The sequence below is a fragment of the Enterobacter cloacae complex sp. SYL003 genome, assembly GCF_049236925.1.
GTDB lineage: Bacteria > Pseudomonadota > Gammaproteobacteria > Enterobacterales > Enterobacteriaceae > Enterobacter > Enterobacter intestinihominis.
In genome coordinates this window covers 347,181-361,326 of the sequence record NZ_JBMKJK010000001.1, presented here as the reverse complement: position 1 = coordinate 361,326, position 14,146 = coordinate 347,181, and the positions used below count along the sequence as shown (strand labels likewise).

The 14,146-nt window shown below is 50.1% G+C and carries 8 protein-coding genes and 8 pseudogenes; 2 read left to right on the top strand and 14 right to left on the bottom strand.

Annotation, left to right across the window (positions count from 1 at the left end):
• Positions 1-29 precede the first annotated feature (29 nt).
• The 3 genes and pseudogenes from ACOT1A_RS01705 to ACOT1A_RS01695 form a co-directional block, all read right to left on the bottom strand.
• Entirely contained in the window at positions 30-479 is a 450-nt protein-coding gene (locus ACOT1A_RS01705) for an SMI1/KNR4 family protein (protein ID WP_072202536.1), read from the bottom strand.
• A gap of 12 nt (positions 480-491) precedes the next feature.
• Positions 492-731 (bottom strand): annotated as a pseudogene (locus ACOT1A_RS01700) (HNH/ENDO VII family nuclease); the annotation flags it as partial.
• A 156-nt stretch (positions 732-887) separates the two neighbouring features.
• Positions 888-1,634 (bottom strand): annotated as a pseudogene (locus ACOT1A_RS01695) (RHS repeat domain-containing protein); the annotation flags it as partial.
• 109 nt (positions 1,635-1,743) lie between these two features.
• On the opposite strand from ACOT1A_RS01695, the pseudogene ACOT1A_RS01690 reads away from it, so the two are divergent.
• Positions 1,744-1,848: pseudogene (locus ACOT1A_RS01690) on the top strand (DUF933 domain-containing protein); the annotation flags it as partial.
• Here the strand turns inward: ACOT1A_RS01690 and ACOT1A_RS01685 are convergent.
• From ACOT1A_RS01685 to ACOT1A_RS01670, 4 genes and pseudogenes are all read right to left on the bottom strand, one after another.
• Positions 1,833-2,172: pseudogene (locus ACOT1A_RS01685) on the bottom strand (hypothetical protein). The pseudogenes ACOT1A_RS01690 and ACOT1A_RS01685 sit on opposite strands and share 16 nt — an antisense overlap.
• Positions 2,173-2,766: 594 nt before the next feature.
• Positions 2,767-2,994, bottom strand: coding sequence for a hypothetical protein (locus ACOT1A_RS01680; RefSeq protein WP_023306442.1), 228 nt, complete (start codon positions 2,992-2,994; stop codon positions 2,767-2,769).
• 132 nt (positions 2,995-3,126) lie between these two features.
• Positions 3,127-3,570 carry a DUF6386 family protein gene (locus ACOT1A_RS01675; protein ID WP_032676195.1) on the bottom strand — a complete coding sequence of 148 codons (444 nt, stop codon included), beginning with the start codon at positions 3,568-3,570 and terminating at the stop codon, positions 3,127-3,129.
• Between the two features lie 8 nt (positions 3,571-3,578).
• Positions 3,579-4,752 (bottom strand): annotated as a pseudogene (locus ACOT1A_RS01670) (RHS repeat domain-containing protein); the annotation flags it as partial.
• Here ACOT1A_RS01670 and ACOT1A_RS01665 point away from each other — a divergent pair.
• Positions 4,751-4,999, top strand: a pseudogene (locus tag ACOT1A_RS01665) (DUF933 domain-containing protein); the annotation flags it as partial. The pseudogenes ACOT1A_RS01670 and ACOT1A_RS01665 overlap by 2 nt on opposite strands.
• Before the next feature lie 427 nt (positions 5,000-5,426).
• Here ACOT1A_RS01665 and ACOT1A_RS01660 read toward each other — a convergent pair.
• The 7 genes and pseudogenes from ACOT1A_RS01660 to ACOT1A_RS01630 all read right to left on the bottom strand — a co-directional run bounded on the left by ACOT1A_RS01660 (position 5,427) and on the right by ACOT1A_RS01630 (position 14,091).
• A complete protein-coding gene (locus tag ACOT1A_RS01660; RefSeq protein ID WP_276169797.1) occupies positions 5,427-5,906 on the bottom strand; it encodes a hypothetical protein in 480 nt (159 codons plus the stop codon).
• Positions 5,903-7,156 (bottom strand): annotated as a pseudogene (locus ACOT1A_RS01655) (RHS repeat domain-containing protein); the annotation flags it as partial. The pseudogene ACOT1A_RS01655 and the gene ACOT1A_RS01660, both read right to left, overlap by 4 nt.
• 331 nt (positions 7,157-7,487) lie before the next feature.
• The gene (locus ACOT1A_RS01650) at positions 7,488-7,685 is read right to left on the bottom strand and encodes a hypothetical protein (RefSeq protein ID WP_023300305.1); all 198 of its coding nucleotides are present in this window, start codon (positions 7,683-7,685) and stop codon (positions 7,488-7,490) included.
• Positions 7,686-7,699: 14 nt separating this feature from the next.
• Positions 7,700-8,786 (bottom strand): annotated as a pseudogene (locus tag ACOT1A_RS01645) (RHS repeat domain-containing protein); the annotation flags it as partial.
• A gap of 134 nt (positions 8,787-8,920) precedes the next feature.
• The gene (locus ACOT1A_RS01640; protein ID WP_232934624.1) at positions 8,921-9,241 is read right to left on the bottom strand and encodes a hypothetical protein; all 321 of its coding nucleotides are present in this window, start codon (positions 9,239-9,241) and stop codon (positions 8,921-8,923) included.
• Positions 9,242-9,246: 5 nt separating this feature from the next.
• Complete coding sequence (locus tag ACOT1A_RS01635; protein ID WP_276169798.1) at positions 9,247-13,647, bottom strand: RHS repeat-associated core domain-containing protein; 4,401 nt, start codon at positions 13,645-13,647, stop codon at positions 9,247-9,249.
• Between the two features lie 3 nt (positions 13,648-13,650).
• On the bottom strand, positions 13,651-14,091 hold the full coding sequence (locus ACOT1A_RS01630) for a DcrB-related protein (protein WP_276169799.1): 441 nt from the start codon (positions 14,089-14,091) through the stop codon (positions 13,651-13,653).
• Between the last annotated feature and the right edge of the window lie 55 nt (positions 14,092-14,146).

Genomic DNA, 14,146 nt, shown 5'->3' with positions numbered 1-14,146 from the left:
ATGAATACAATTGGCATTCATTCCACTAATCACGCCCGCAACTTAACATAATTATCAAAAAATACAGAAAACGAAGGGCTTATGATGTTTGTCGTATTCTTGGAAAATAGGTCATAATTAACAACCCTTCCAAAACCCTCACTGCCTGAATCTATACACCAGCAAACTTCATCATCTTTTAGATGTATAACAGCATAATTTTCAGGAAGTGAAAATTCTTTACGGCAATATATTGTATCGTAAAAAACAGCACCTCCTGACTCTTCAAGAGCATTATTATCCACTATTCCTGAAATCTCCTCTCCAATCACCCCTCCGCCACCAACCAAAAGTAAAAACTCTCGAAAATCATGAGGGAGTATAATGCCTAGGTTATCTGCAAGTGAATCAATCTGTTCTATATCAACTTGACCTAACCAAAAAACTTCGTCTGTCGCATTATTGTTCAAATATTCAATTGCAGCTTTGATAGTCATCATTTTTACACCCTATTAAAATTCTAATGCTCTCAACATCCAATACGCCCTTCTGAATCTAATGTACTGTCTATCAAGTTCAGGAGTATTTCTAAAACTACCACCGTTCTCGATTAATCCATGCAATTGCTTATGATACAACTTATGAGTAGATGAAAGAATTTCCACCATTGGTACAGGTTCTTGTCCAAGAACGTGATGAAGATTGACTTGTTTTCCATCTGTGCCAATCGGAGCATAGCCATTTTTCATCAAATCAACGTTTGTCCAACCATCCTTAACTTTCGCTTTGATTGAAGGATGAACTGACGTATGAACTGACTTAGGAACCCCAGGATGTATATCAACAGTATTTTTATAAACTGTACGTCCCAGAATTGTTCCAAGCTTATATTTACCTGAGGATGAACATCTACTCAACCCCCAAGGATCCACCCACCCCAGCGCATTCGGCGCATACTGGTAAAGGTTTATCCCCCCCGCCAGCCCTATCGGGTCCTGCTGCGTAAACCTTCTGCAATCCGGGTCGTAATACCGGAACAGATTGTAGTGCAGCCCTGTCTCACGGTTCAGGTATTGCCCCTGCATCCGCAGATTCTGGGAATACCCAGATACCTGCGTCTCGCTTTCCCGCAGCAGTTTGCCCCAGGCGCTGTTCACCCCTTCCCAGCGCACCTGCCCTTCGCTATCCGTCATCCGCTCCGGCGTGCCGTTGGGCTGACAGTGGAACCAGAAGATTTCCGGGGCATCAACGCCGTCAATACGAGCCAGCGGGTCGTAGCTGTCCTGATCGCTGTAGACGTAGGTCAGCAGCACATCCCCGCACATTTCCTGTAACAGCCGTAACCGTTCCCGGACAAACCGCGTGGCGACCAGCTTACCGGTTGGCAGGCCGTCAGGCATCTGGCGGTGCGTATTGCTGATGCGGCGGTCCAGTGGATCGTAGCGGAAGCTGACCTGCGTCTGCGCCCTGTTGCGGTCCCTCGGCCGGCTGATGACCCTCGTCATACGATGCTCGCCGTCGTAACGGTAGTGCCAGATGGTCTGACCGTTATCTTTCTATACGGTGCGTCCGTGGATGTCATAGCGCCACCGAATGCCGTTGAGCTGCGTCAGACGGTTTTGCGTGAGCTTCTCAGCAGAACCTTCAAGCGGTGAAGGTTCGTTAGTGGTAGTAGTTTACGCCACGGTTTAATCCGATAATGCTGAACTGGACGATGCCGACCGTGAAGAGTTTATGGCCGAGCTGGGTCAGGAAGGGCCAGACGCGAAAGAAGGAGGCAAGATGCGTGCATAAGGAAAAGATTACATTGTTGAAGATGGCGATGTGATGAACTTCTTGTTTACGTTTAATTTTTATGAACGGGAATAATCCACGCTTAGGGGTGGATTTTTTATTGCAGGGTAAAAGTTATTGTCTAAGAGAACTGTCTTCAAGCTGGGTACAAAAGTAATGATTTCAGAGTCTCAAACTTAAAGTCTGTAAAGACTTCTCGCGTAGATGCTCTCCAAGTAAGGCCTGACACTAGCACTTAGCGAGACTGACACCTCCGATTCACAGTATCAGTATGCCGGACGCCTGAAAGATCCGCTCTGAATTCCCCTTTTCTAGCCATTCCACATGAGCAGGTATCGCTGCGTCAATCTCTTTGACTGGTTTTATATAGGTAAATATGACAAAGTAAACAGTGCTCATCCTTTGCTTCTCAGCACAGTTTATCAGCCACTTGTTAGAACTGCTTATGCAACCCTCTTTTGCCACTAGTTATAGTTAATATTTTGGGGCGCTTTCGATCTCAACACGCAGGGCCTGACCGAGACAGCGTGTTAAGCTTCATATCATAGGTATAAAAATTGAAGATTTTCAAAACGGTTGGTAATGGTTCTGGTTCGCTTATCGCAAAGACTAATTGGCGTACAGGATCGACCTTTGCGGCATCTAAGCGAGGTATGTTTAGTCTAATAATTTTTGAACAGAAAATCCATTCTAGCACGTTGTTTTCTCAGATAAACTTGAAGTCAGCGTTCATATTCTCTCTTAATAAAAAATTATTTTTATACATGGACGATGTTGAAAGTTTTTGATATTGATGCTGACTTTACTCTTTAGAACGGCCTCAAGATTCCAATGAGGCTTCAGGTTTTTATCATTAAGAATAACAACCTTAAATTTAGTTTTGATTTGAATATCTTTTCTGAGAAATAATAAAAATATTATCTATTTGGTTGTTGATAGCTTTCCAGGCTCTGGAATTATAATATTTTAAAAGAAAAGAATTGATATGCTTAATCACGGGCCATAAAAATGCATCAATGTACTAAGATCATCTAAATCTTGTGCGGTGAGTTCATTTCTCTCCATTTTGTCATACTTATACATTATACCTTTCATCGGAGGGCCTGAATCATGTTTAGTTGCCATGCTCATTAACTCTTCAATATCAGATTCTTTTATTAAAGTTCTCTTTAAAAATTCAAAGAGCATTTTTTCTGCATCTTTTCTTTCTAAAAAATACATTTTGATTACCTTACTGATTTTATGTAAAAAGTCACAAGTATAACTAGAAGTGCCTTTTTGTCTCTGATCTATGGTTCTTCATTTTAACATTTTTTTGGATGAAAAAATCCACGCCAGGGCGTGGATTTTTATTCAGAGATAAACACCCTCTTCTAATGAGTTTTCAGTAAACGTTGCTTTTGTAAAGGAAATTAGCACATCTGAACCATGCTTTTTATATTTAACCTCGTAACTACCTGGTTCTAAAGTAATAAACTCACCTGAAATAGCATCTGAATCATCTGGCTCCAGATCTCCGCCAGTGACATCCTCTCCCGCCCCTATGAAAACCTTTCCAGTAGGTACGTTTAAAAATAACGATCCGGCATATTCACCAATGTCACTTTTAATATCAACTTTATAGTTACCATCATCTCCAAGATTGAGAAATAATACATTCCCTTTATTTATTTCTTCAACTTCATCTTCTGGAAGACTCCACCAATCTGCATCATCATTAATCCTATGCTTCAATGACATCAAATCATAAATTACTAATGTGGCAGTATCCGTCTGTATATTAATAGATTTATTCATTTTACCCCCTATTGAAATATTATTTCACTGATGGCATCTCCGGGCTGAAGCCCCGCCTTTCTGCCTGCATTTTTCAAAGAACTACCGACACTTTTATTAATAGTTTCATTCAGCATTTGTAATCTTTGTGTAGGCGAACCTCCAACAATTAAATCAACAGTATGATCAGCGTTTAATTTACTTAGATCAGGTGCTGAACCAAACATTTTTTCAAAGCGTGCAGAAACAGCCTGCCTGTAAGAACTTTGCAAAGATGAAATCCTAACCTCATGGGTGCCAGGAGACCAAACTAACTCTCCTCTTTGAGCCGCTCGGTTTAAGGCATTCATTTTTTTCATAAACTGTCTTTCGAGGAATTTTCTCTCAGTTGATGACAGCTTTGTGCTGCTTAAAATCTTCGGTTTATTAACAGTTAAGCGGGTACCTCCAGAACACCTACTCAACCCCCACGGATCCACCCATACCAGCGCATTTGGCGCATACTGGTAAAGATTTATCCCTCCCGCCAGCCCTATCGGGTCCTGCTGCGTAAACCGTCCGCAGTCCGGGTCGTAATACCGGAACAGATTGTAGTGCAGCCCTGTCTCGCGATCCAGGTATTGCCCCTGCATACGCAGGTTCTGGGAATATCCTGATACCTGCGTCTCGCTTTCCCGCAGCAGTTTGCCCCAGGCGCTGTTCACCCCTTCCCAGCGCACCTGCCCTTCGCTATCCGTCATCCGCTCCGGCGTGCCGTTGGGCTGACAGTGGAACCAGAAGATTTCCGGGGCATCAACGCCGTCAATACGCGCCAGCGGATCGTAGCTGTCCTGATCGCTGTAGACGTAGGTCAGCGGCACATCCCCGTGCACTTCCTGCAACAGCCGGAACTCTTCCCAGACAAACCGGGTGGTGACCGGCTTGCCGGTTGGCTGGCCGCCCAGCATCTGGCGGCGCGTTTTGCTGATGCGTCGCCCGAGCGGATCGTAGCGGAAGCTGACCTCCGTCAGGCGGTCTGTTGCGGTCCCGCGGCTGGCTGATGACCTCCGTCAGGCGGTGCTCGCCGTCGTAGCGGTAGTGCCAGCGGGTCTGGCCGTTATCCTTCTCCACGGTGCGGCCATGGATGTCATAACGCCAGCGAATGCCGTTCAGCTGCGACAGGCGGTTGTGCGGGATCTTCTCAGCAAAATCTTCGAGCGGTGAAGATTCTGTAGTGGTGGCGGTTTGCGCCGCGGTTGAATCCGATATCGCTGAAATGAACGACACCGATCGTGAAGATTTAATGGCCGAGCCGGGTCTGGAAGAGCCGGGCCTGAACCGCGTGATCCGCGCGGGCTATGAGCTGCTGAATCTGCAAATCTACTTCACTGCTGGCGTAAAAGAAGTGCGTGCATGGACCATCCCTGTCGGTGCGACTGCGCCTCAGGCGGCCGGTAAGATCCACACCGACTAAATCATAGGGTAATTGCGTCCTATCCCTAGCAGCTGTAATGTTCCACCATTAATTTATTCAAGATATGCACTTGAAAAGTTGCAACAGTGCAGCGGGCACGCTCGTTAGAGCTCTACACAGTTTAACAGAAGATGTCATAGTTCCAGCGAATGCTTGCGCTGGGCTTTTTATCAAGTAATAATCCGTAGTATAAATCCTAATTCATACTGGGGCATTTTATTTTCGAAGGCTCCAATCTGTGGAATCAGCTACACGGATTTCATTAAGAATGAGATCTAGAGGAACGTGTGCAATTATTTACCCCTCATTAACTACACTGAATCGACCACCTGTGGACGTGGTACACCATTGATATGTTTATGCGTATCGATTATTAAAAAAGAAAAGATCAAAAAACAGTCAACATGCGATACTTATTTGATAGTTAATTCCATGTTATATAGATACCGCAATTAAATGATTTAATGTCATAGCAGACAGTAATATCACCCCATTCAAAACGCCATGTTACACTATGTTTTTCTTTTGCATCTGGTTCGCCAAGATCATATTCCTCTGCTACCCAACGATATAAGAAATCAACTTCTTTGTTTAACATATCAATGTTAGAAACTTTATTCCAATCACTTATTGCCTGATAATACTCACCCTCTTTATAAATTAATTGCACCATAAATGGAAAATTGCTAAAGCATAATGGGCGTATTATAAGCTCAAATTTCTTATCAAACCAACGAACGGTATTAACGATATAATGATAAGGAATTAATCTTTGCATTTTATTTTTTGATTCAAGATATTTGTAAAGTTCAGAAACTATAAACGTATCCTCCCGTTGTATGAAAAGATATTTATTATCTAACTTAACTTTGCCATCTGCGATGTTAATTTCAAAATCAATCATATGCTTATAACCTTCCCCGGTATCAGTAGATTTCTAAATTCCTCAGGGATAAAGAATTGTATCCCTCCCCCTCGGCCATAAATGTTATTAGCCAATGCTCTTCCATATGCGACATCAATATCCTCGCTGACATAATAAGCTCTTACTTGCGTTCTTAATGTACGATGAGGATCAATTTTAACCTGAAGCGCTTCATGGTAGCCTATAGCATTTCCTTTGTTTTGCCTAACGGTTGGATAAGTCACCGCATATGATGGAGGAGTATCACCGTTCGGATATAATGCATACAAAATCGTGCCTTTTTTCAGTTTCCTATTTTTGTAGACATCTATACCTTTGTAATCACCTTGACCTTGCCATTTCGTAGCTTCTTTAGATGGATCCTTACATTTACGGCTCAACCCCCACGGATCCACCCACCCCAGCGCATTCGGCGCATACTGGTAAAGGTTTATTCCCCCCGCCAGCCCTATCGGGTCCTGCTGCGTAAACCTTCCGCAGTCCGGGTCATAATACCGGAACAGATTGTAGTGCAGCCCTGTCTCACGGTCCAGGTATTGCCCCTGCATCCGCAGGTTCTGAGAATATCCTGATACCTGCGTCTCGCTTTCCCGCAGCAGCTTGCCCCAGGCGCTGTTGACCCCTTCCCAGCGCACCTGCCCTTCGATATCCGTCATCCGCTCCGGCGTGCCGTTGGGCTGGCAGTGGAACCAGAAAATCTCCGGCGCTTCCACGCCGTCAATACGCGCCAGCGGGTCGTAGCTGTCCTGATCGCTGTAGACGTAAGTGAGCGGCACATCCCCGTGCACCTCCTGCAGCAGGCGGAACCCTTCCCAGACAAACCGGGTGGTGACCGGCTTGCCGGCTGGCTGTCCGCTCAGCATCTGGCGGCGCGTTTTGCTGATGCGGCGACCGAGCGGATCGTAGCGGAAGCTGACCTGCGTCTGCGGCTTGTTGCGATCCCGAGGCTGGCTGATGACTTCAGTCAGGCGATGTTCGCCGTCGTAGCGGTAGTGCCAGCACGTCTGGCCGTTATCCTTCTCCACGGTGCGGCCGTGGATATCATAACGCCAGCGAATGCCGTTCAGCTGCGTCAGGCGGTTGTGCGTGACTTTCTCAGCAGAGCCTTCGTGCGGGTTACCGGTAGTATCCCAGCGGTGCAACCAAGAGCACTGAGAATTACCGGTAACTATATCCCGGCGATGCAGGCGGCCAAGACGGTCATATTCGCTGCGGGTAGACAGCCCCCCTGCGTGCGCCTAGAGCAAGGGCTTATACGTGCTCAAGCTATAATGTATAAGGACTCCACGCCGACAAGGATAAGCAAGGCACGAAAGTAGCGGACAAGATGGTTGTGGAAGGGGAAAATTACTTCTTAAAGATTTCTATGAGATAATTTTTTATTTAACTTTTAATCGCTTTGAACAAAAAACGCCCCCCATGCGTGTTTTTAGTTCTCTATTATAATTGGCTAAAGTTAACTTTTACAAAGAACCTCATTGAGCGACTTATTTTGGTTTGTAGTAAAAAACCATCCTTATTACTGATCGACAGGTAATTATTAAAAATGAGGCCAATAATTTAGCTTTTCTTTTTTTCAATGGCTATTAAAACCTCATAAGCATCCTTTTCACTCATTTGAACTTTTTTGGCCTCATCAATGCTCAATTCTTCTTCCTCTTCTTTCATAACTATCCCCCCTGAATAAAACCTAATAAAAAAACGCCCTTCTCTTTCGATAAGGATTACTCCATAATTATTAAATATTATTTTATCCATTGCGCCTCCTTTTTTTAATTTTTCAACGGTGTGATCTTTAATTGATTTAGCGGAGTAGGATCTATGGCCGCCTCTGGGATACCACCTGAAGTATATCCTCCCGGCAACCAAAATTCATTTGCTCCTCGTTCATTTCCTGTTGGCATTCTTAAACCTGTCGGATTATTAATATCAACTCTTAAAGGAGCGTCTCCGAGATCACCTGCATTTAACCCTAACAATCTTTCAAGCTTTGGAATGTTCCCACCCGAACGTCTAATTAAGTCATCAGCAACGGTCCTTGGCATAACAAAGTGGCCTCCTGGAGGACCTAAATGACTAAATTCAGGATTAATACCCCAAACGAACTTAGTAACCCCTCCCTTGAATAGTTCTAAATGCCTACTAATTTTTCCTGCATCGAGGTATGTCGCCGGATTAGGGAAATCTGGCTTTGAAATTCCATGAGTAGCTCGGTAGGCCCGTGCAGCATGACCTCTTGTAGCAAAAGCACCTCGAGTTTTGCTCTGGAAATCATTCCAGCTATTTCTGCACGATAACCCCCACGGATCCACCCATCCCAGCGCATTCGGCGCATACTGGTAAAGATTTATCCCCCCCGCCAGCCCTATCGGGTCCTGCTGCGTAAACCGTCCGCAGTCCGGGTCGTAATACCGGAACAGATTGTAGTGCAGCCCTGTCTCGCGGTCCAGGTATTGCCCCTGCATGCGCAGGTTCTGGGAATATCCTGATACCTGCGTTTCGCTTTCCCGCAGCAGTTTGCCCCAGGCGCTGTTCACCCCTTCCCAGCGCACCTGCCCTTCGATATCCGTCATCCGCTCCGGTGTGCCGTTGGGCTGACAGTGGAACCAGAAGATTTCCGGGGCATCAACGCCGTCAATTCGCGCCAGCGGATCGTAGCTGTCCTGATCGCTGTAGACATAGGTCAGCGGCACATCCCCGTGCACTTCCTGCAACAGCCGGAACCCTTCCCAGACAAACCGGGTGATGCCAGTGAGTCTGACAGTTAACCATCACCACGATGCGGCCGTGGATATCATAACGCCAGCGAATGCCGTTCAGCTGCGTCAGGCGGTTATGGATAATATTCTCAATCCCCCCTTAGAGCAGGTTCTACTAAGCGGCAAGCGGATGGCGAATAAAATCAAGGGAGGGGAATCAGGCGAAATGCGTGGCATATAAAATAAAATCCATAAATACCTAGGATATATTTTACATCTTTTATTTTTGGAGGGTTACCTTTCCTCTATATGGTACGTATCTTTATCACTCCAATATATAATCTTATAATTGCCGAAATTTATGCCTTGATCTTTGTAATATTCCATCACTTCTGATGGATACCAACCATTCCCATATAAAAAAAGAGCACCCTCGCTAATTAGAATTCTAATAATTCTCTGCTTATCCAGATCATCGCTTACAGGCCTAACCATAAACTCATCTAATAATGAAAAACCTAATACCTGCATTTTTTTAATAAAATGCTGACCAAAAGCCCGGGTTTTTATAAGGTTCCCAGCTATATCAATAACAATAATCGCTTCATTTGGCATCTTATTCAATTTACATTCACCCTTATAGCTACTGGAGTTGATGTTGGTACGGAATTTATCACCATTTCTGGAGCCCCACCAGGTAAATGTTGACCCGGACCTAAGAAATAATCATTACCACTTAATGGACTTCGTGGCTGCATATTAGAGATTCCGCCAATCTTTCTGATATTAAATCCTTCACTTAGTGAACCTGGATATAACCCCATATCTTTTTCAATTATTAAGGAAAGAGACTTAGATATAGTTACATCTCCGTCTTCAATGCCATTGAAATATTTCAACGCTCCTTTTTTGTCCGTAATGAATGTACCATCGCGACCAATTGCAGGATATTGGTCCCAACTTTTTGGACTAATATTATATCCTACATCATCCTTTAGCATTTTCGCTTGTCGCGCTCTTGCGCTTTTAACCTTACATAATCCAAGCGGGTCAATGTACTTGAGCGCATTCGGCGCATACTGGTAAAGATTTATCCCCCCCGCCAGCCCTATCGGGTCCTGCTGCGTAAACCGTCCGCAGTCCGGGTCGTAATACCGGAACAGATTGTAGTGCAGCCCTGTCTCGCGGTCCAGGTATTGCCCCTGCATGCGCAGGTTCTGGGAATATCCTGATACCTGCGTTTCGCTTTCCCGCAGCAGTTTGCCCCAGGCGCTGTTCACCCCTTCCCAGCGCACCTGCCCTTCGCTATCCGTCATCCGCTCCGGCGTACCGTTGGGCTGACAGTGGAACCAGAAGATCTCCGGGGCATCAACCCCGTCGATACGCGCCAGCGGATCGTAGCTGTCCTGATCGCTGTAGACGTAGGTCAGCGGCACTTCTCCGTGCACTTCCTGCAACAGGCGGAACCCTTCCCAGACAAACCGCGTGGTGACAGGCTTACCGGTTGGCTGGCCGCCCAGCATCTGGCGACGCGTTTTGCTGATGCGTCGTCCGAGTGGGTCATAGCGGAAGCTGACCTGCGTCTGCGGCCTGTTGCGGTCCCGCGGCTGGCTGATGACCTCCGTCAGGCGGTGCGCGCCGTCGTAGCGGTAGTGCCAGCGGGTCTGGCCGTTATCCTTCTCCACGGTGCGGCCATGGATGTCATAACGCCAGCGAATGCCGTTGAGCTGCGTCAGACGGTTGTGCGTGACTTTCTCAGCAGCCCCCTCAAGCGGGTTCCCGGCCGCATCCCAGCGCCACTGCTCCTGGCCGGGCAGCGTGCCGTCCTGAACCAGCAGACGTCCGGCGCTGTCGTACTGCCAGCGGTACCAACTGAACGGGTTATCGTCCCGCTCTTCGCGGACAAGATTATTGCGATAGTCGTAATCCCAGCGGCGGGACCAGCGGCGCGGCGACGGGCGCTGGGCATTGCCGGTAAAAACGTCCCGGCGATGCAGTCGGCCAAGGCGGTCGTATTCGCTGCGGGTGGTCAGCAGCCCCTGCGTACGGCTGGTTTCACGATGGAGTTCGTCGCGGGTAAAGTCGGAGACCGACAGCTTATCAAGGGCAATGCTGAGCAAATGCCCGCTGCCGTAGTAGAATTGTTTCAGCTCCCGGCCATCGGGCAGCGTGACGGAGGTGCGGTTACCGAGGGCGTCATACTGCCACGCCAGCTCTCCGTGTTCGCCCGTTTCGCGCGTGACGCGTCCAAGCGCGTCATACACAAACACAAGCTCCTGCTCGGCTTCGGCGCTCCAGGCATCGACTGAAAGCGCAGGATGCAGCCCAATCCGGCTCAGAAGGCCGGACGGGGTGTAATGGTAGCGGGTCTGCCCTTCCGGCGTGGTGCGGGCGACCAGCTGGCCGCTCGCGCTCCAGGCGAAGGCATGGGTAATGGCCTCCGGATGTCCGGCGGCAAAGGTGCGCGCTATCGTACGCCCGCAGGCGTCGTAGCGATACTGCGAGGCCACGCCATCCAGCCCCACCTCTTCCAGCAGCAGCGAGTCCGCACCCCAGCGGAACTGATACGCTTCGCCGTTTTCGTTTTCCAGGGCAATCAGACGCCCGCGGCTGTCCCAGCGGCGACGCACCTCTTCACCCTGCGTATTACGGGTGGCGGTTAAGCGCCCTGCCTCGTCGTATCTGAACTCGCTCTCTTTCCCGTCGGCGCCCGCATGCTTCACCGGCAGGCCACGTTCGTTCCATTTGAGAGATTCCGTCCAGCCTTCCGGGCGGTCGAGCTGCACCGGACGCCCTGCGGCGTCGTAGCGGTAACGCGTCTCTTCGCCGTCGGCGCTTATCTCAGCCACCAGCCAGCCCAGCGGATGATAACGGTATTGTGTCACACGGCCCGAACAGTCCGTAACACGCACCATCTGCCCGGCCTCGTTGTACTCCTGGTAGCGGCTGTTGCCGGCGGCATCAACTTCTTCCACAACCTGACCAAACTCGTCCCGACGCAGCAGCGTGGTCTGCCCCATCGGATCCACCACGCACTTCAGCCCGTGATGTTCGTCATACCGGAAACGGGTGGCGCTACCGTCGGCTTCGATGATGGAGGCCGGAAGCGCACGGTGCTCCAGCCAGGTGGTGGTGCGGGTATTGCCGTCGGCGTCGATCTCCTGCACCCGGTTACCCATGTCGTCATAGACGAAGGTAACGGCATTACCGAGCGGATCGATGCGGCGCGTGAGGAGTTCGTTGTCATCCCACTCGTAGCGCCAGTTCTCACCGCGCTCGTCAACGTAGCGAACAATCAGGTTCAGCGCGTTCCAGTAATGCTTTCGCGTCTGGCCGTCGTAGTGAACGACGGTCGTCAGCCCGGCGGCTAAATCGTAGCTAAAGCGACAGCCGTCGCCGGTGCTGGTGCGGTTTTCCACCACGCGCCAGTGGTCGAATTTTTGCCAGCGGTATTCACTCTCCAGACCGCCCGGCAGACGGTGCCAGACCATCAGGCCATCATCGTTATAACGGTATTCACGGGTTACCACGCCGGAGGCATCCGTTGCGCTGGCCAGCTGGCCGCGCACGTCGTACCCCCACTGCATCAGCGGCCATGTCTGGTTGCCGTCGAAATGGCTCGCCGAGGTAACCCGCTGCGGGAAACGTTCATTTTCATAACGCAGGGTGACATCGATCGCCCGCGGCTCATCGTGCAGACCGACCAGCCGCCCGTGCTCATCCCATTCTGTCAGCAACGCGTTGCCGTACTCGTCGCTGAGGGAGGCCAGGCGCAGGATGGCTGGGTTAGCGCGGGTCGGTTTATACAGACGCCACACCGCGCCGTCATCGTCGGCAATCGCCACGTCGCCGCTCTCATTGCGGCGGATGATAATGCCTTCGCTGATGCTGTAAAACGCGCGGTCGACCGGCGGCAGTTCAAAGCTCAGCTCGCGCCCGGTTTCATCGAACCAGGTGGCGTTGTTTTCTTCCAGCGTCAGATAGCTGTCAAAGGTGGTAGCCCAGCCCAGACCAAACAGCCCTTCGCGGGTGGTCAGGCTGTTGTAGCTGCGTTGCCAGCGTAGCGGAAAGCGCCCCGGCAGCGAGAAATCGAGTTCGTCGTCGTCATTCAGCACCTTCACGCCGGTAGCGGCGTGAACCGGGTGCGAGGAGCCGAACATGGCGTTGACGGCCATATCAGCCAGCATCCCGCCACCGGCAGCAGCCAGCGCGCAGGGCATGTTTTTCAGAATCTTGCCCGGACGCCCGCGCAGCAGGGAGAGCGCAATCATCCCCAGCGCCAGGCCCGGCGTTTTGCCGCTTTTAATATCGCGAACCGTGAGGGTGTCGCCGCCGATGATCACGTTCGGGGAGACGTCGTCGGAAACGGTGCCTTCGCAGGTGGTGCGATCTTTTGCACGCACCGCGGGCTGCCCGTTGATAAAGACGCTTTTCGAGCCTTCCGCCAGATACTGCGGCCCGGAGTGTTTCTCGCACGCCACCTTGTCTTCTTCCAGCGGCGAGGTCCCGGCAGCGGCAGAGGCCACGCTCGGCTGCCACATTTCGCTGCCGAACTGTCCGGCAGCGGCAAGCAGCATGCCCGCGTAGTCGGCAAAGCTGCCCGGAGACTGCGGCTCAGGGGAAGGAGTATCGGCAGGCGTCAAGGTCCCGGCTGCGCGTGCAGCGGGGATCGCATTGGTAAGAACGTTGCTGGAACCGGTAGTGATCTTACCCGCAGGCGACGGCGGGAAAAGCGCGTTGCCCAGCCCTTCAGTGGCGTTGCTGATATCGTCGGTGATCCCCGCAACGTTCGCCAGGACACCCCCAATAATGCCGCTCAGCAGACAGCTGGATCCGATCGCCGCCACGCCTGCGGCTGCCGCCCCGGCTCCCAGCAGTGGCGCCGCCACGGTAGCTGCTGCCCCCACCGCCGCGCCAATCACCGCATAGGCGGCACCTTCCGCCACAATGCTGGTTATATCAGCAAAAATGCTGGAGTGAATAATCTCGTCGCCCTTACGGGCCGCGTTGTTATCGCTCATGCCTTACACATTCCGGTTGTCGTTTAGCGTCAGACTTTGCTTCAGTGCGCTCCAGCGCGCCTCGTCCTCTTCCGTAAAGGCTTTTAAGGCCGAGAGGGTAAAAATCATCAGTACCGGTTTGTCCGGCGTCTGCACGGCAAGCTGTTTTTGCCACAGGCGCTGGCCGTTACGGTCAAAGATGGTCTCAACTTCCAGCCCGTTAATTTTTCCGTCAGGCCCGGCTTTTACGTGCTGAAATTCGCTCTGGGCGATCTCACCCATCTGAGAACGCAGCACATCCCACTGGCGGTGAAACTCTTGTTCGTAATTGCTGCCATCCGGGATAACGCCGCGGCTGACCACCACGGATAATCCGCTCTCGTCATCACGAATGATGTTCATGCTGTTATCCTGCCAGGCGGCAGGAAAAAGGGAAAACGAACCTTCCTGGAGGGTGTATTTCATAAGTGAACTCGGGATGATTAATATTGTGAGAAACAAAAGAGGCCAATCCGTGCTG